This window comes from Streptomyces sp. 5-10 (genome assembly GCF_014712245.1).
Classification (GTDB): domain Bacteria; phylum Actinomycetota; class Actinomycetes; order Streptomycetales; family Streptomycetaceae; genus Streptomyces; species Streptomyces violaceusniger.
Map to the genome: position 1 here is coordinate 62,769 of NZ_JACVYG010000013.1, position 17,969 is coordinate 80,737.

Genomic DNA, 17,969 nt, shown 5'->3' on the forward strand with positions numbered 1-17,969 from the left:
AGGATCGGCGCATGGGCCGTCAAGGGTGGCGCGTTGCCAGGGAATTCACCGTCGGGTGAGTGGCGTCACCCCGTTGGCGCCCTTGACCGGCGGGCGATGGCTGCCTTACGGTGAACTTGTTCACGAATGTAGATGACGATCAGAAACGTGCACACTGCGTCGGTGGGTGACGGCGGGTCGGTGTACACGACAGGGAGAAGCCCGTGACCTCAGCCTCACTCGCCGAGCGCCTTGACGGACTGCTGTTCTTCCCCGTGACCGCCTACGGTCCCGATGGCGCCCTGGACCTGGAGATCTATCGCGCGCACGTCCGCGCCGGGATCGAGGCGGGAGCGGGCGCCGTCTTCGCGTGCTGCGGCACGGGCGAGTTCCACGCCCTGACGCCCGAGGAGTTCCACGACTGCGTCGCGGTCGCCGTGGAGGAGGCCGCCGGGCGGGTGCCGGTGGTCGCGGGCGCCGGGTACGGGACCGCGCTGGCGATCCAGTACGCCAAGCTGGCCGAGCGGGCCGGTGCGGACGGGCTGCTCGCCATGCCGCCGTATCTGGTCGTGGCCGATCAGGAGGGGCTGATCCGCCACTACAGCGCCCTCGCGGGCGCGACCGACCTCGACATCATCGTCTACCAGCGGGACAACGCCGTCCTGACCCCGGACTCCGTGGCCCGGCTCGCCAAGGTGCCCGGCATCATCGGCCTCAAGGACGGCATCGGCGACCTCGACCTGATGCAGCGCGTCGTGAGCGCGGTGCGGGCGGACGCCCCCGACGAGGACTTCCGCTACTTCAACGGGCTGCCGACCGCCGAGCTGACCGGCCTCGCCTACCGCGGCATCGGCGTGACGCTCTACTCCTCGGCCGTCTTCTGCTTCGTCCCCGAGGTCGCCCTCGCCTTCCACAAGGCGCTCATGACGGGCGACGACGAGACCGCCAACAAGCTGCTGGACGGCTTCTACCGGCCGCTGGTCGAGCTCCGCAACCAGGGCCGCGGCTATGCGGTGTCGCTGGTCAAGGCGGGGGTCCGGCTGCGCGGGCTGGACGTCGGCGAGGTGCGCCCGCCGCTGAGCGAGCCCAGCCCCGCCCACGTCAAGGAGCTGGCCGAGCTGATCGAACGCGGCATGGCGCTGGTCGGGGACGGGGAAGGGGACGGAGACAAGAACGGGAACGGGGACGGGGAGGGGCGGTGAAGGCTTCCGCCTTCGTCTACCCCTGGGACGTCGTCGGGGACCCGGACGCCGCGCGCCGCATCGCTGACCTCGGCGTCCAGCAGGTGACGCTGGCCTCCGCCTACCACTCCACCCGGGCCCTGACCCCGCGCCACCCCGGCCACCGCATCGTCACCGCCCGCCACGCGGCCGTGCTCTACCCGCCGAGCGCCGAGCGCTGGCAGGGGCGCGAGCTGCGGCCGTACGAGCAGTCGTGGGTGCCGGGCGACGACCCGTACGGCGAGGCGGCCGCCGCGCTGGCCGACGCCGGTCTCGAGGTCCACGCCTGGGTGGTGCTCGCGCACAACACCCGGCTGGGCGAGGAGCATCCGCGGATCGCCGTGCGCAACGCCTATGGCGACCGCTACCCGTGGGCGCCGTGCATCGCCCGCCCCGAGGTGCGCGGCTATCTGGTGGACCTGGCCGCCGAGGCCGCCGTACGGCCCGGCGCCCGCGGCACCGAGCTGGAGTCCTGCGGCTGGTACGGGCTGGCCCATCTGCACGCCCACGACAAGATCGGCGGGGTGCCGCTGGGCGGCGCCGGCCAGTATCTGATGTCGCTGTGCTTCTGCGAGAGCTGCGAGGCGGGCTACGCCGAGCTGGGCGCCGACCCCGAGGAGCTGCGCGAGCTCGTCGTGCGGGCCCTGCGGCCGGTGTGGGCGGGCGAGACGACCGCGGACGGCGGTGACCGCGCGGGGGAGTGGGCCGAGGTCGAGAAGCTGCTCGGGGCCGACCACGCCGCGCTCTTCGCGGCCTGGCGCGACCGGATCGCGAGTGGTCTGCGGGCCGAGGCCGTGGCCGCCGTAAGGGCCGCGGCGGACGAGGACTTCCAGGTCCTGCTGCACGCCGACCCGGCCCCCCACAGGCTCGGCGCCAACGTGGGCGTGGATCCGGCCGATGTGCTGGCCCAGGCCGACGGGGTGGTACTGCCGTGCACGGGGGGCGAGGCAGCGCGCTCCGGGGTCCTGCCGCCGTTCGTCCCGCACCGGACCGAACGGACCGTGCTCGCCGCCAACTTCACGGTGGTGGCGGGGATGGGCGGCAGCCCGGCGACGCTGGCCCGGGACGCGGCCCACGCGGTGGAGCTGGGCGCGGACGAGCTCCGCCTGTACCACGCCGGTCTGGCCTCGGACCAGGACCTGGCGGCCGTCCGCACGGCCCTGGCCGAGCTGAGCTGAGCCCAGCTCGGAGACGCGAAGACGAGGAGACGCGCGGACCCGGCCCGGGACCCACCGCCCTGAAGGGGCCCGGGGCTGTGTCAATGTGCGGCTCCGTCGTGGCGGGGCGCGCCCCGCCACGACGGAGCCGCAGACGATCGACGGCAGGCCGGGGCACTTCCAGCGGAGCGCCTGGCGGGTTTCCGGGACAGCGCGGCGGATGATCGGAAGCGCGACACCCGGTGGCATCGCCACCATCGAAGGGTGTCGACGAAACGCACCACGAAACGGACCACCGCACACCGCAGGCCCATCGCGCTGATGTCCCTGGGACACGCCTGCGTGGACATCTACCAGGGAGCGGTGGCCGCGCTGGTGCCGTTCCTCGTCTCGGAACGGGCCTACGGCTACGCCGCCGCCTCCGGTGTCGTCCTGGCGGCCTCGCTGCTGTCGTCCGTCGTACAGCCGCTGTTCGGGGCGCTCACCGACCGGTGGGCCATGCCGTGGCTGCTGCCGGTGAGCACGCTGGTGGGCGGTGCGGGGGTGGCGCTGAGCGGGGTCACCGGCTCCTATGCGGCGACCCTTGTGGTGGTCGCGGTCTCCGGGATCGGCGTGGCCGCGTACCACCCCGAGTCCGCCCGGGTGGCCCGGCTCGCCAGCCGGGGCAGCCACACCGCGATGAGCTGGTTCTCCCTCGGCGGCAACATCGGCTTCGCCGCCGCGCCGCTCGCGGTCGCCGCCGTCATCGCCACCGGCGGTCTGCGCGCCTCCCCGCTGCTGGCCGTGCCCGCCGTCGCCGGAGCCGCCCTGTGCGCGGCCGCGCTGCGGGCGCTCAGGGCCCCGGGCGCGGCGGCCGGATCGCCGCGGGCGAGCCGCGGGGGAGAGGGGCGGGACGACTGGCCCTCCTTCCTCCGGCTGTCCGGCGCCATCATGTGCCGCTCGATCGTCTTCGTCGGGCTGAGCGCGTTCATCTCCCTGTACGTCCGCGAGCGCGTGGGCGGAGGCGAACTGGCCGGTACCGCCGCCCTGTTCGTGCTCTACGCGGGCGGCGCGGCGGGCACGGTGGCCGGGGGCGGACTCGCCGCCCGCCACGGCCGCGTCCCGGTCGTCCGGTGGTCGTACGCCCTGACCGTCCTCGCCGTCGCGGGCGTCGTCCTCGTCCCCGGCCCGGCGCTCTACCTCTGCGTGGCCCTCGCCTCGGCCGGGCTCTACGTGCCGTTCTCCCTGCACGTCACCCTCGGCCAGGACTACCTGCCCCGCCGCGTGGGCACCGCCAGCGGGGTCACCCTGGGCCTGACGGTCAGCGTCGGCGGCCTGGCCAGCCCCCTCATCGGCGCCCTGGCCGACGCCACCACCCTCCAAACCGCCCTGGCCCCCCTGATAGCCCTCCCCGCCCTCGGCTGCCTCCTCCTCCGCCCCCTGAACGAACCCGCCCTCCCCGAAGCCATCACCCAACACCCCCACCCGGCGCCCACCGACGCCCCCGAGCGGGCGTAAGGGCGGCACGCGCCCGGCTTTGGCCACCCTCGGACAGTTTTTGTCAGAACCGTTGACGAACCACTGTGGTCGCCCTAATTTCATCGCGTCGTACTTCGTATGTCATATATGAGACGCGATACGCGAGATCTGAGAGCATCCATGGACATCGCCCCGAGCCCGATCCCCTCCCGCACCCAGTATGTGCTGGAGGCGGTCAAGCACGCGATTCTCACCGGGGGGTTGCGGCCCGGGCAGGCGTTGGTGGAGGCCGAGTTGGCCGCGCAGTTCGGGGTGTCCAAGACGCCTGTGCGGGAGGCGCTCAAGACGCTCGCGGGGCGGGGGCTCGTGGTGATGAGCGAGTACAAGGGGGCCACGGTCAGGACCGTGGACGCCGCGATGGCGCACGCCGTCTACGATGTGCGGCTGCTCCTCGAGCCCGAGGCGCTGCGCCGGACCGTGGCCGCGCGGGCCGGGCTGGAGGCGGCCGGGGCCGCGCTGGAGCGGTCGGACGCGGCCGCCGATCCGGCCGGGCGGTCGCTCGCCAACCGCGACTTCCACCGGGCGCTGTATCTGCCCTGCGGCAACCCCCTGCTGACCCGGATGCTCGACGAACTGCGCGACCAGGCCGCGCTGGTGTCCACCATCGCCTGGCAGGCGGTGCCCTCCTGGGAGCGGGAGGCCCGTGAGCACCGGGAGATCCTCGCCCGCGCGCTCGACGGCGACGCCGACGGGGCGGCCCGCGCACTGCACGAGCACATCGCCTCCTTCGTCCGGCGCGCCTTCCCCGAAGGGGAGTAGCACCCGGCGGCCCCGGCCGCCGACCCCAGCACTCAGCACCCAGCACCCAGCACCCAGCACTCAGCACCATCCGAACAGCTCGTCCCGATGCCGACCATCGAGAGAAAGGGTTCGTATGGACTACTCACCGCTGAGGACGGCGCTCGCGGACGTCGTGGCGATCCCGGTGACCCCGTACGACACCGAGGGCGCCGTGGACCGAGCCGCCTACCGCGCCCTGCTCCGCCGGCTCCTCGACGGCGGGGTCAAGGCCGTCACCCCGAACGGCAACACCGGGGAGTTCTACGCCCTCACCCTCGAGGAGCGGCGGCTGGTCACCGAGCTGACCGTCGAGGAGGCCGCCGGGCGGGCCGCCGTCCTCGTCGGGGTCGGTCATGACGCCGCCACCGCGGTCGAGGCCGCCCGGCACGCCCGCGCGGCCGGGGCCGACATGGTGATGGTCCACCAGCCGGTGCATCCGTACGTCGCCCAGGACGGCTGGATCGACTACCACCGCACCATCGCCGAGGCCGTCCCCGAACTCGGCGTGGTGCCGTATCTGCGCAATCCGCTCATCGAGGGCGCGGCGATCGCCCGGCTCGGCGAGGCGTGCCCCAATGTCATCGGGGTCAAGTACGCGGTCCACGACGCCACCCGCTTCGCCGCCGTGGCGCGCGACGCCGGTCTTGACCGGTTCGTCTGGGTGGCCGGGCTCGCCGAGCTGTACGCGCCCTCGTACTGGGCGGTCGGCGCCACCGGCTTCACCTCGGGCCTGGTCAACGTGGCCCCCAATGTCTCGCTCAACATGCTGGGCGCGCTGCGCGCGGGGGACTACCCGGGCGCGATGAAGGTGTGGGAGCAGATCCGGCGGTTCGAGGACCTCAGGGCCGAGCGGCAGTCCGCCAACAACGTCACGGTGGTCAAGGAAGCGCTTGCCGCGATGGGCTTATGCCGGCGCGACGTCCGCGCCCCGAGCAAGCCGCTGCCCGAGCCGAGGCGCGCGGAAGTCGCCGCGATCGTCGAGGGGTGGTCGGTATGAGTGCCCCACGGCGCACGCGCAGGCGCCCCGACGAGCTGCGCAGCCACCAGTGGTACGGCACGGACGGCCTGCGCTCCTTCAGCCACCGGGCCCGCACCCGCCAGCTCGGCTATCTCCCCGAGGAACACCTGGGCAAGCCGGTCATCGCGATCCTCAACACCTGGAGCGACATCAACCCCTGCCATGTGCACCTGCGCGACCGCGCCCAGGCGGTCAAGCGCGGGATCTGGCAGGCGGGCGGCTTCCCGCTGGAGTTCCCGGTCTCCACGCTCTCCGAGACCTTCCAGAAGCCCACCCCCATGCTCTACCGCAACCTCCTCGCCATGGAGACCGAGGAGCTGCTCCGCTCGTACCCGGTCGACGGCGCCGTGCTGCTGGGCGGCTGCGACAAGTCCACCCCGGCGCTGCTGATGGGCGCGGCCAGCGCCGACCTCCCGGCGGTCTTCGTCCCGGCCGGGCCGATGCTGCCCGGCCACTGGCGCGACCAGGTGCTGGGCTCGGGCACCGACATGTGGAAGTACTGGGACGACAAGCGGGCCGGGCTGATCGGCGACTGCGAGATCTCCGAGCTGGAGCGGGGACTGGCCCGCTCACCCGGCCACTGCATGACGATGGGCACCGCCTCCACGCTGACGGCCGCCGCCGAGGCGCTGGGCGTGACCGTGCCCGGCGCCTCGTCCATCCCGGCCGTGGACTCCGGGCACGACCGGATGGCCGCCGCCTCCGGGTTACGCGTGGTCGAGCTGGTCTGGCAGGACCTCCGGCTCTCGGAACTCCTCACCAGGGAGGCGTACGAGGACGCGGTCGCGACCGTGCTCGCCCTCGGCGGCTCGACCAACGCGGTGATCCATCTGATCGCCATGGCGGGCCGGTCCGGGGTGCGGCTCACCCTCGACGACTTCGACCGGATCGCGCGTACCGTCCCCGTGCTGGCCGACCTGCGGCCCGGCGGCCGGTACCTGATGGAGGACTTCCACTTCGCGGGCGGGCTCCCGGGTTTCCTCTCCCGGCTCACGGACGTCCTGCACCTGGACCGCCCCACCGTCGCCCACCCCACACTGCGCGAACAGCTCGACGGTGCCCTGGTGCACAACCCCGAGGTGATCCGGGACCGCGACCACCCGCTGGCCGAGGAGGGCGGGGTGGCGGTGCTGCGCGGCAACCTGTGCCCGGACGGCGCCGTCATCAAGCACATCGCGGCCGAGCCCCGGCTGCTGAAACACACCGGCCCCGCCGTGGTCTTCGACGACTACAGGACGATGCAGGCCACCATCAACGACCCCGGTCTCGGCATCACCGAGGACAGCGTGCTGGTGCTGCGCAACGCGGGTCCCCTCGGCGGCCCCGGAATGCCCGAGTACGGGATGCTGCCGATCCCCGACCACCTGCTGAAGCAGGGGGTGCGGGACATGGTGCGGATCTCCGACGCCCGGATGAGCGGCACCAGTTACGGGGCCTGTGTGCTGCACATCGCGCCCGAGTCGTATGTCGGCGGCCCGCTCGCCCTCGTCCGCGACGGCGATCCGATCACCCTGGACGTCGCGGCGCGGGTGCTGCGGCTGGAGGTGGACGACGCCGAGCTGGAGCGGCGCCGGGCGCGCTGGACGGCCCCGCCGCCCCGCTACGAGCGCGGCTACGGCGCGCTCTACCAGGAGCAGATGACCCAGGCCGACACCGGCTGCGACTTCCGCTTCCTGGCCCGCCCCGGGGCGGTGCCCGAACCCTACGCGGGCTGACGCCATCTCCCGGCGCGAAAAATTTTGTACGAGATCCCGAACGGCATTCGGTAAGCGCTTCACGGAAGCGCTTCACCAGCCCCCGCCCCTCCGAGACCGCCCGCCCGCGCACCTGTTGAGAACGGAGAAGCAGTCATGGCCCACGCCGTGGCGAAACCACCCCGGGGCACACGGCGCCGTACGGGAGGACCGGCCCGCCGCCTCCCGTATCTGCTGATCGCCCCCGCCGGGCTGCTGATGCTGGGCTTCATCGCCTATCCGATGCTCAGCGTCCTCTACTACAGCCTGCGGAACTACAACGTCACCAAGCCCTGGCGGAACGGCTACGCGGGCCTGGACAACTTCACCCGGATCTTCACGGACGACCCGCAGTTCTGGGACACGCTCGTCTTCAGCGGCAAATGGGTCGTCACCGAGGTGCTGTCGCAGCTCCTGCTCGGCCTCGCGCTCGCCCTGCTGGTGAACCAGACCTTCCTCGGCCGTGGTCTCGCCCGCGCCCTGGTCTTCTCGCCCTGGGCCGTGTCCGGCGTGCTGACCACCACCATCTGGATGCTGCTCTACAACCCCTCGACCGGCATCAGCCGCTATCTCGCGGATGCGGGGATCGGCACCTACGGCACCTCGGTGCTCTCGGACACCGGGACCGTCTTCTGGGCCGCCGTCGTCGCCGAACTCTGGCGCGGCGTCCCCTTCTTCGCGATCCTCCTCCTCGCCGACCTCCAGTCCATCCCCAGGGACCTCTACGAGGCGGCCTCGGTCGACGGCGCGGGCCGGGCGCGGCGGTTCCTCCACATCACCCTGCCGCACCTGAAGGACGCGATCATCCTCTCCACGCTGCTGCGCGGCGTCTGGGAGTTCAACAACGTCGATCTGCTCTACACCCTCACCGGCGGCGGACCGGCCGGGCAGACCACCACCCTCCCGCTGTACGTCGCCAACACCGGGATCAACGGCCATGACTTCGGCTACGCCTCCGCGCTGACCACCGTCGCCTTCGTGATCCTCCTCTTCTGCTCGATCCTCTATCTGCGCCTGAGCAAGTTCGGAGGCGAGACCAAGTGACCACCGCACTCGCCGAGCAGGGCACCCTGCCCACCGCCGCGGCCGCCCCGCCGCCCACCGCCCGCGGAAGGCGCCGGCGCGGATCCGACCAGGGCGTGCCGCGCTGGCAGATCTATCTGCCGCTGGGCCTGTATCTGCTGTTCACCCTCGTCCCCTTCTACTGGATGCTGCTGTTCGCGCTGCGCCCCGCGGGCTCGAACGCGCTGGTGCCCTGGCCGATCACCGGTGAGCACTTCCAGAAGGTCTGGAACGAGCGCAGCTTCGGGATCTTCTTCCAGAACAGCATGATCGTCGGCGTCGCCTCACTGGTGATGACGACGGCGGTCGCGCTGGCCGGCGGCTACGCCCTCGCCCGCTTCGAGTTCCGGATCAAAAAGGGCTTCATGCTGGCGCTGCTGGCCTCGCAGTTCATCCCGGGCGCGCTGATGCTGGTGCCGCTCTTCGAGATCTTCAAGAACCTGCAGATGATCAACTCGCTGGGGAGCGTGGTCATCGCGGAGACGGTCTTCCAGCTGCCCCTGTCGATCATCCTCATCAGCGGCTTCATCAGGAACGTGCCGGTGTCGCTGGAGGAGCAGGCGTGGGTGGACGGCTGCGGCCGCTTCCGGGCCTTCTGCGCGGTGGTGCTGCCGCTGCTGCGCCCCGGGCTGGTCGCGGTCGGCTCCTTCGCCTTCGTACACAGCTGGAACCACTTCCTGTTCGCGCTGATGTTCCTCAGCTCCCAGGACAAACAGACGATCCCGGTCGGCCTCAACACCCTCATCGGGGCGGACAGCGTCGACCTGGGCGCGCTCGCGGCGGGCGGGGTGATCGCCGCGGTGCCCGTCGTCCTCGTCTTCGCCTTCATCCAGAAGTGGCTGATCACCGGCTTCAGCGCGGGGGCGGTCAAGGGCTGACCGAAACCTGACCCGTTGGATCGGCGGAACGAGCATTCGCGAACGAGTCGGACAAGGAGGTCCGAGCATGGGTACGGCCCCGGAACCGAAGGAACCGACGGAGCCGCAGGAACCGATACCTCTCGTCCTCGCGGGAGCCCGCGGGCACGGCCGCTGGCACCTGGACAACATCCGGCGGCTGACCGCCGGGGGAAGGGTCCGGCTGGCCGGGGTGTGCGAACTCGCGCCGCTCACCCGCGAGGAGCTGGGCGACGGGCTCGGCGAGCCCGAGCAGTCCGCCGACCTCGCCGCGCTCGTGACCCGCACCGGCGCCCGGATCGCGGTCATCTGCACCCCGATCCACACTCACGCCGACCTCGCCCTCACCGCCGCCGAGCGCGGTGCGCACCTTCTGCTGGAGAAGCCGCCCACACCCTCGTACGCCGAATTCACCCGGATGAGCGAAGGACTCCGCGGATACGGAACCGCCTGCCAGATCGGCTTCCAGTCGCTCGGCTCCCATGCCCTGCCCGCCATCCGGAAGCTCGTCGCCGACGGCCGCATAGGGGCGATCCGTGGCATCGGCGCGGCCGGGGCATGGGCCCGCGACGAGGACTACTACACCCGCGCCCCCTGGGCCGGACACCGCACCCTCGACGGCCGCGACGTCGTGGACGGCGTCCTCACCAACCCCCTCGCCCACGCCATCGCCACCGCCCTGCACCTCGCCGACGCCGACCGGGCCGAGGACGTGGCCGGTGTCGAGCTGGAGCTGTACCGGGCCAACGCCATCGAGGCCGACGACACCTCCTGCGTACGGATCCGCACCACCCGCGGCACCACGGTGGCCGCCGCCGTCACCCTGTGCGCGGAGGAGCCCGGTGAGCCGTATGTGGTCGTCCACGGCGACCGGGGCCGGATCACCTTCTGGTACAAGCTGGACCGGGTCCGTATCGAACGCGACGGTGCGCCGCCCGAGACCACCGACCACGCGCGCACCGATCTGCTGGACAACCTCGTCGCGCATCTCCGCGACGGCACCGAACTGCTCGTTCCCCCGGACCGCACCGGCGCCTTCATGCGCGTCGTCGAGGCGGTCCGCACCGCCCCCGCACCGGTTCCGCTGCCCGCCGGCGCCTGGCGCACCGAGCCCGGTGCGGGCGTCACCGCGCGGGCGGCCAAGCGGCGCGTGGTGACCGGCATCGACCGACTGGTCACCGCCGGCGCCGAGCGCCTCGCCCTGTACTCCGAACTGCGCGCCCCCTGGGCCGCTCCCCCCACGGAGGTCCCGCACCCATGACACCGCTGACCCCCTCCAACCCCCTGACTCCCTCCCACGCCCTGGCCCCCTCCACCCCGCTCACTCCCTCCCTCACCCGCCGTCCCCCATGCACCTTGCTGCGCCATGAGCACCGGGTCGTCGGGACGTATGTGCACCGCCCCGAACTGCCCGGCACGGTCGCGCCGCGCCCGTATCTGCACCCCGTGCGCACCCTCGGCGGTGTCACCGTCACCGGGCTGCGGCCCGCCGAGGATCCGGCCCGCCTGGGGGTGTCCATGGCCATCCCGGAGGTGGCCGGATGGAACTTCCGGGGCGGCCCGGGCCGACGGGACCACCAGGGCGGCCAGCGTCACCTCAGCTGGCTGCTGCGCGACCCCGACGGGTTCGTGGAAGAGCTGTCGTGGACGGCCGGCGGGCGGCAACTGCTGCTGGAGCGGCGCACGGTGGCCGTACGGTCCCTCGGAACGGAGTGCTGGGCGCTGGACTTCACCTCCGCCCTCACCAATGTGACCGGCGAGGAGATCGCCCTCGGCGGGGCGGGCCACGCGGGTGGCTTCTTCTGGCGGGTCCCCCGGCGCCCCGAGCCCGCGCACGCCTTCAGCGCCGACGGCGAGGGCGAGGCGGCGGTGCACGGACGGCCAGCGGACTGGCTGGCGCTGGCCACCGACGACTGGACGCTGGTGTTCGTCGGCGCGACCGGCGACACCCGGGCCGACCCGTGGTGGGTCCGCACCGGCGACCACCCGGGCGTCGGCTCGGCCCTCACCTGGCAGCGCCCTCTGCCCATAGCCCCCGCCGACACGGTCACCCGCCGCATCGTCACGGCGATAGCCGACACCCGCCTGCCCCACCCGGCGGCAGCCCGCCTGGCAGCCCACCTCTCCGACAGGGGAGCGGCCGTATGAGCAGGGTTGTGGGCAATCCTTCTTCCCCCAGCTACCGCTGGGAGGCGCCCCCTGGCGGAACGGGTGGGCACAACCAGCCTGCACATGGCCATTGCCTCAACCACGACGGCGCGATCCCCAACGACCAGCAACCGCAAGGGAACCCACAAAAGATGAACCCACGCACCCGCAGAACCGCAGCCGCCCTGGCCGCAACCCTCACCCTCGCCCTGACAGCCACAGCGTGCGGAGACGACGGCTCGACCACCGGCGAGGAAGGCTCCGGCAAGGGCACCATCACCTTCTGGGACAACAACGGCGGCCCCCGCACCAAGATCTGGAAGCAGATCATCGCCAAGTTCGAGGACAAGTACCCCGACATCACGGTCAAGTACGTCCCGATCCCGATCGCCAACGTGCAGTCGAAGTACGACACCGCCATCCAGAGCGGCGGCGACAGCCTGCCCGACGTCGGCGGCGTGGGCACCGCGTATCTGGCCAATCTGGTCGCCCAGGGCGCCCTCGACCCCGTGACCGACCGCATCGGCGACAGCGCCCTCAAGGGCAAGCTGATCAAGAACATGGTCGAGAGCGTCCGGGCGGCCGGGGGTGACGACAAGGAGCTGTACTCCGTCCCGACCTCCGCCAACCAGGGCACCCTCTGGTACCGCACCGACCTCTTCAAGGCGGCGAAGCTGCCCGCGCCCGACAGCTGGCAGAACTTCTACAAGGCCGCCGAGGAGCTGACCGACAAGGGCCGGAACACGTTCGGCTTCACCCTGCGCGGCGGCGCGGGCTCGATCGCCCAGGCGCTGGACATGATGTACGCACAGTCCGGCATCTCGTCCTTCTGGAACGGCGAGGACGGGGACAAGACCACCCTCAACGACCCCAGGAACGTCGCGGCGCTCGAGAAGTACATCGCCCTCTTCAAGAAGGTCACCCCCGCCGCCGACCTCAACAACGACTTCGCCAAGATGGTCGCCCAGTTCGACCAGGGCGACATCGGGATGCTCCAGCACAACCTCGGCAGCTATGTGGACCACGTACGGCTGCTCGGCAAGGACAAGGTCGCGGGCATACCGCTGCCGCCGTCCCGGCCGGGCGCGGCGCGCACCATCGTCTCCAACCCGGTCGACGGCCTAGGGCTGTTCAAGGCGAGCAAGAACAAGGCGGCGGCCTGGAAGTTCATCGAGTTCGCGGCCTCCCCGGAGATGAACAGCCTCTGGAACGAGGATGTCGGCGCGATCCCCGCCAACGTCGGCGCCGCCGACGACGACTGGATCGCGAAGGCCCCGCCGACCAAGGCCGCGCTGGAGTCGCTCAACGATCCGCGGACCAAGGTCGTCCAGCTGCCGTACTACCTCCCGGACTGGAACAACATCAGCAAGGCCGACAACGAGCCCAGCTTCCAGAAGGTGCTGCTCGGCCGGATGACCGCCAAGGCGTTCTGCGACAAGGTCGCGAAGGAGCTCAACGCGGCACAGGCGGACTGGAAGAAGCACCAGAGCTAGCCGGCCGGCCGCCATGGCCGGACAGCCGTATGAGCCGCGCGCATCGGGGCGGCCGCGCCACGGCGGCGGCCGTCCCGGCACCCGTCACACCTCGGCGGCAACCCCGTTCACCGCCGCCCCTTCGCCGTTTTGTCTCGTCATCCACAGGAGCCGTCATGCCCAGATGCCATGCCCGCGTCGCCGCCGTGCTCGGCTGTGCCGCGTTCGCCCTCGGCTCGTTCGCCACCGCTCCCGCCTCGGCACATACGCCGTCGGCCCCCGCCCGTGCCGCCCTCCCCGCGGGCGACGGCTGGGCCTCCGCCGACGGCGGTACGACCGGCGGCGCCAAGGCCGACCGGGCGCACACCTTCACGGTCAGCAACCGGGCGGAGCTGGCCGGGGCGCTGAACGACGCCGATCCCACGCCAAAGATGATCTACGTCAAGGGCACGATCGACGCCAACACCGACGCTGCCGGAAGGCCATTGTCCTGCGCGGACTACGCGACCGACGGCTACTCCCTGGACGCCTATCTCACCGCCTACGACCCGGCGACCTGGGGCAGGACCGAGCCGTCCGGCCCCCAGGAGGACGCCCGCGCCGCCTCCGCCGCCCGGCAGGCCGAACGGGTCGAGCTGACGGTGGGTTCCAACACCACCATCGTGGGCCTCGGCCGCTCCGCCCGGCTACTGGGCGCCAGCCTCCAGGTCCGGGGCGCGGACAACGTCATCGTCCGCGATCTCACGTTCGAGGACGCCTTCGACTGCTTCCCCGCCTGGGATCCGACCGACGGCGACGACGGCAACTGGAACTCCGAGTACGACAACCTGGTGGTGTACGGCTCCACCCACGTCTGGATCGACCACAACACCTTCACCGACGGCCGCCGCCCGGACAGCGCCCAGCCCAGCTACTACGGGCGGCTCTATCAGCAGCACGACGGTGAGCTGGACGTGGTGCGCGGCGCCGATCTCGTCACCGCGTCCTGGAACGTCTTCGCCGACCACGACAAGACGCTGATGATCGGCAACAGCGACGGCGCGGGCGCGACGGACCGCGGCAGGCTCCGGGTCACCCTCCACCACAACCTGTTCAAGAACATCGTGGAGCGGGCGCCGCGGGTGCGGTTCGGGAAGGTGGACGTCTACAACAACCACTTCGTCGCGCCGAAGAGCGGATATGTCTACAGCTGGGGCGTGGGCATCGAGTCCCAACTCGTCGCCGAGGCCAACGCCTTCACGACGCCCTCCTCCGTTGACCCCGCGAAGATCATCAAGAAGTGGAACGGCACGGCGCTGACCGCGCGGAACAACCTCCTCGGCGGTCGCCCGGCCGACCTCCTCGCCCTCCACAACGCGGGTGTCCCCGGGGAGACGCTGGGCGATGACGCGGGCTGGACGCCGACGCTGCGCCCGCGGATCGACGCGCCGCGCGTGGTGCCCGGTGCCGTGGACGGGGGCGCGGGCGCGGGCCGTCGGCTCTGACGGCCCGCTGCCACCGAAAGCGGGGAGGCCGGGCGTTACTGGCCCCGCCCGGCATCCCTTTCCCGTCCCCGACTATGAACCCCGTGTATACGTGCGATGTATAGTGCTCGCAGCTTGTGCTGCCAACTTTACGCATTTGGGCGGACGTTGGCGGCATGGCGACCACTATTGACCACAAGGGGACTTCGGGGGCATCAATGGGGCGAAAAGGTCGAATATCCGGGCTGTGTGTCGGTCTCGTCAGCGCCGTCTGCCTGACGTTGGGCCTCAGCGGCTGCGGCGCGTCGTACGACACCACCTCGCCGCGCAGCGCCCGGGAGCACGCGGCGTCGGACGCCGACGGCTCGACACCGGCCGCCTCCAAGCCGGACGTGCTCAAGGGGGGTGACGGGGCGAACGACGCGAACGGCTCGGTCGACTGCGCCGTCGCCAAGTGCGTCGCCCTCACCTTCGACGCGGGCCCCAGCGGCAACACCCCCCGGCTGCTGAAGATCCTCGAGCGCGAGAAGGCCCACGCGACCTTCTTCATGCTCGGCAGGAAGCACATCGACCGCCACCCGGACCTGGTGCGCCGCATCGCGGACGAGGGGCATGAACTGGCCAACCACACCTGGTCGCACAAGATCCTGACCAAGACCGACTCCGACGAGGTCCGCACGGAGATCACCCGCGTCCAGACCGCCGTCAAGAAGCTCACCGGCCGTACGCCGCTGCTGATGCGCCCGCCGCAGGGGCGTACGGACGAGCGGGTCTCCAAGATCTGCCGCGAGCTGGGCGTGGCGCAGGTGCTGTGGAGCGTGACGGCGAAGGACTACCAGACGAACGACTCCGCGCTGATCGAGAAGCGGGTGCTGGACCAGACGAAGCGCGACGGGATCATCCTGCTGCACGACATCTACCCGGGCACGGTGCCGGCGGTGCCGGGGATGCTGGCGAAGCTGAAGAAGGAGGGCTACACGGTGGTGACGGTCTCCCAGTTGATGGCCCCGGCCGTCCCGGAACCGGGCAAGGTCTATCGCCCATGAGGCAACAAACCAACACCATCTCCGTCGCGTTCGAACACCCTCGGCCACAAAATGATCAAGAGTTGTCGCAAGCTATCGCGATGCGATCGGGATTTCGTAATCTAAGAATCCTCGGGAGTGCGGCAACCTAATCTGGACTGGCGGCAACTACGACATGGAGCGGGCCGGTTCGGATCCTCCGGCCCGTTCTCTCGACGCGGAACAGGAGTTGCCATGGGGCTGAGACGCAAACGGGGCCGTCACCGCCGCCGCAAGGATCGCACGCTGCCGTTGGGCAGCGCCGTGATCGTGGCGTCGGCCGTGGCCGGGGTGTATCTGACGGCTTCGCCGGAGGGCGCGAGCGCCGTGCCCACCACCCTGTATGTGGCCACCAACGGCAGCGACGGCAACACCGGCACCCTCAAGTCCCCCTACCGAAGCCTGGAGAAGGCGTTCTCCACCGCCAAGGCGGGCACCACCATCGAGGTCCGCGGCGGCACGTACTACCCCTCCAGGACCCTGCGCAGCTCCGTCAGCGGCACCCCCCGCGAGCGCGTCCAACTGCGGTCGTACCGGGCGGAGAAGGTCCGGCTCGACGGCTCCCGGCTGGGCGAGGGCTCCTCCCTGGTCTCCCTCGCCGCCGACTACTGGACGGTCTCCGGCATCGAACTGCGCAACGCCCCGGGCGGCGGCCTGGTCTGCACCTCCTGCGCGCGCAACGTCTTCCAGAACCTCAGCACCCACGGCAACGGCGACACCGGGCTCACCCTCCGCGGCGACGACACCAACGGCAACGTCATCCGGAACCTGGACTCCTACGCCAACCACGACGACGCCACCGGCGGCCAGCGAGCCGACGGCATAGCCATCACCCACGGCTCCGGCACCGGCAACGTGGTCACCGGATCCCGGCTGTACCACAACAGCGACGACGGCCTCGACCTGTGGATGTGGGCGAGCCCCGTCACCATCGAGCACTCCTGGGCCTTCGGAAACGGCCGGAACCGCTGGCACATCCCCTACTTCAAGGGCGACGGCAGCGGCTTCCAGCTCGGCGCCGACCGCCGTGGCGCCCCCTCGCCCGCCCATGTCGTACGGACCTCCGCCGCCTGGGCCAACACCAAGAGCGGCTTCGACGCGGGCGGCAACACCGGAGCCCTCCGGCTCCAGCGCACCACCTCCTTCGACAACTGGGGCAAGGGCTACTCCGTCGCCGGCTCCCACGCCCGGCTGACCCGCAACCTCGCGCTCTCCAACGGCCGCGGCAGCGCCGACGCCGGCCCCCTCGCCGTCTCGCGGGACAACAACTGGGCGCCGGGCGGCCGGGCCACCCCGCCCCTGGTCACCACCGACCCCACCACGGCCTTCGGCCCCCGGCGGCCGAACGGCTCCCTGCCGCTCACCGGCTTCCTCGTGGTCATGGACCGCACCGACATCGGTTCGCCGATGAAGTGAAACCCCGGTGGGAGCCGCCCCGCCCCCGTCAGCTGTGGCCCATGATGGGGCGCGGGCGGTAGGGGGCCTCCAGGCGGGCCACCTCCCTCTCGTCGAGCGTCAGCCCGACCGCCGCGACCGCGTCCTCCAGATGGCGGGTCTTCGTGGCCCCGACGATCGGCGCGGTGACCGCGGGCCTGCTGAGCAGCCACGCCAGCGCGACCTGGGCCGGGGACACCCCGCGTTCCTCGGCGACCGCGCGGGTGGCGTCCACGATGGAGAAGTCCGCGTCCGCGTACCACCGCTCCACCATCGGATCGTTGCCCGCCCGGACCGTCTGCCCGGTGCGGTCCCGGTCGCGGGTGCCCGCCAGCAGCCCGCGCGCCAGCGGGCTCCAGGGGATGACGCCCACGCCCTGGTCCAGGCAGAGCGGGTTCATCTCCCGCTCCTCCTCGCGGTAGAGCAGGTTGTAGTGGTTCTGCATCGAGACGAACCGGGTCCAGCCGTGCGCCTCGGCGATGTGCTGCGCCTTGGCGAACTGCCAGGCGTACATGGAGGACGCGCCGATGTACCGGGCCTTTCCGGCCCGCACCACATCGTGCAGCGCCTCCATCGTCTCCTCGAGCGGTGTCTCGTGGTCGAAGCGGTGGATCTGGTAGAGGTCCACGTGGTCGGTGCCCAGCCGCCGCAGCGAGGCGTCGATGCCCGCCATGATGTGCTTGCGGGAGAGACCGCGGTCGTTGGGGCCCTCGCCCATCGGGCTGTAGACCTTCGTGGCCAGGACGTAGTCGTCGCGGCTGGGGAAGAGCTCCCGCAGCAGCTCACCGGTGATCTCCTCGCTCCGGCCCACCGAGTACATGTCGGCGGTGTCGAAGAAGGTCACCCCCTCCTCGACCGCGCGCCGCACGATGGGCCGCGCGTCGTCGATGTCCAGCTGCCAGGGCCGGTGCTCGGGGCTGCCGTAGCTCATCATGCCCAGGCAGATCCGCGACACCTTGACGCCCGACGCGCCCAGCCGTACGTACTCCATGCGTCTGCTCCTCCTGCTCGTCCGCCCGTTCGGC

At 71.4% G+C, this 17,969-nt stretch carries 15 protein-coding genes; 14 read left to right on the forward strand and 1 reads right to left on the reverse strand.

Translation table 11 applies throughout. The features are described from left to right. Positions 1 to 203 precede the first annotated feature (203 nt). The 14 genes from IEJ02_RS17550 (at position 204) to IEJ02_RS17615 (ending at position 16,926) form a co-directional block, all read left to right on the forward strand. A complete protein-coding gene (locus tag IEJ02_RS17550) occupies positions 204 to 1,181 on the forward strand; it encodes a 5-dehydro-4-deoxyglucarate dehydratase (RefSeq protein WP_191065733.1) in 978 nt (325 codons plus the stop codon). Next, positions 1,178 to 2,377 carry a hypothetical protein gene (locus IEJ02_RS17555; protein WP_191065734.1) on the forward strand — a complete coding sequence of 400 codons (1,200 nt, stop codon included), beginning with the start codon at positions 1,178 to 1,180 and terminating at the stop codon, positions 2,375 to 2,377. The genes IEJ02_RS17550 and IEJ02_RS17555 overlap by 4 nt, the downstream gene beginning before the upstream one ends. 300 nt (positions 2,378 to 2,677) lie before the next feature. After that, complete coding sequence (locus IEJ02_RS17560; protein WP_191065807.1) at positions 2,678 to 3,853, forward strand: MFS transporter; 1,176 nt, start codon at positions 2,678 to 2,680, stop codon at positions 3,851 to 3,853. Between the two features lie 141 nt (positions 3,854 to 3,994). Further along, positions 3,995 to 4,633: a GntR family transcriptional regulator gene (locus IEJ02_RS17565; protein ID WP_191065735.1), complete on the forward strand. Its 639-nt coding sequence runs from the start codon at positions 3,995 to 3,997 to the stop codon at positions 4,631 to 4,633. 115 nt (positions 4,634 to 4,748) lie between these two features. Continuing rightward, positions 4,749 to 5,651 carry a dihydrodipicolinate synthase family protein gene (locus IEJ02_RS17570; RefSeq protein ID WP_191065736.1) on the forward strand — a complete coding sequence of 301 codons (903 nt, stop codon included), beginning with the start codon at positions 4,749 to 4,751 and terminating at the stop codon, positions 5,649 to 5,651. Next, positions 5,648 to 7,387 (forward strand): L-arabinonate dehydratase, encoded by a 1,740-nt coding sequence (gene araD, locus IEJ02_RS17575; RefSeq protein ID WP_191065737.1) that lies wholly within the window; start codon positions 5,648 to 5,650, stop codon positions 7,385 to 7,387. The genes IEJ02_RS17570 and araD overlap by 4 nt, the downstream gene beginning before the upstream one ends. Before the next feature lie 135 nt (positions 7,388 to 7,522). After that, a complete protein-coding gene (locus tag IEJ02_RS17580) occupies positions 7,523 to 8,449 on the forward strand; it encodes a carbohydrate ABC transporter permease (protein WP_191065738.1) in 927 nt (308 codons plus the stop codon). Further along, entirely contained in the window at positions 8,446 to 9,345 is a 900-nt protein-coding gene (locus IEJ02_RS17585; RefSeq protein ID WP_191065739.1) for a carbohydrate ABC transporter permease, read from the forward strand. Before IEJ02_RS17580 ends, IEJ02_RS17585 begins: the two co-directional genes overlap by 4 nt. Before the next feature lie 67 nt (positions 9,346 to 9,412). Then, complete coding sequence (locus tag IEJ02_RS17590) at positions 9,413 to 10,624, forward strand: Gfo/Idh/MocA family protein (RefSeq protein ID WP_191065740.1); 1,212 nt, start codon at positions 9,413 to 9,415, stop codon at positions 10,622 to 10,624. Continuing rightward, positions 10,621 to 11,511 carry a DUF6807 domain-containing protein gene (locus tag IEJ02_RS17595; RefSeq protein WP_191065741.1) on the forward strand — a complete coding sequence of 297 codons (891 nt, stop codon included), beginning with the start codon at positions 10,621 to 10,623 and terminating at the stop codon, positions 11,509 to 11,511. Before IEJ02_RS17590 ends, IEJ02_RS17595 begins: the two co-directional genes overlap by 4 nt. Positions 11,512 to 11,663: 152 nt before the next feature. Beyond that, the gene (locus IEJ02_RS17600) at positions 11,664 to 13,004 is read left to right on the forward strand and encodes an ABC transporter substrate-binding protein (RefSeq protein WP_191065742.1); all 1,341 of its coding nucleotides are present in this window, start codon (positions 11,664 to 11,666) and stop codon (positions 13,002 to 13,004) included. 155 nt (positions 13,005 to 13,159) lie between these two features. Continuing rightward, positions 13,160 to 14,467 (forward strand): pectate lyase family protein, encoded by a 1,308-nt coding sequence (locus IEJ02_RS17605; RefSeq protein ID WP_191065743.1) that lies wholly within the window; start codon positions 13,160 to 13,162, stop codon positions 14,465 to 14,467. A gap of 197 nt (positions 14,468 to 14,664) precedes the next feature. Continuing rightward, positions 14,665 to 15,492, forward strand: coding sequence for a polysaccharide deacetylase family protein (locus IEJ02_RS17610; RefSeq protein ID WP_191065808.1), 828 nt, complete (start codon positions 14,665 to 14,667; stop codon positions 15,490 to 15,492). Positions 15,493 to 15,705: 213 nt separating this feature from the next. Beyond that, complete coding sequence (locus tag IEJ02_RS17615) at positions 15,706 to 16,926, forward strand: right-handed parallel beta-helix repeat-containing protein (RefSeq protein WP_191065744.1); 1,221 nt, start codon at positions 15,706 to 15,708, stop codon at positions 16,924 to 16,926. 28 nt (positions 16,927 to 16,954) lie between these two features. Here the strand turns inward: IEJ02_RS17615 and IEJ02_RS17620 are convergent, their stop codons facing one another. After that, on the reverse strand, positions 16,955 to 17,935 hold the full coding sequence (locus IEJ02_RS17620) for an aldo/keto reductase (RefSeq protein ID WP_191065745.1): 981 nt from the start codon (positions 17,933 to 17,935) through the stop codon (positions 16,955 to 16,957). Positions 17,936 to 17,969 lie beyond the last annotated feature (34 nt).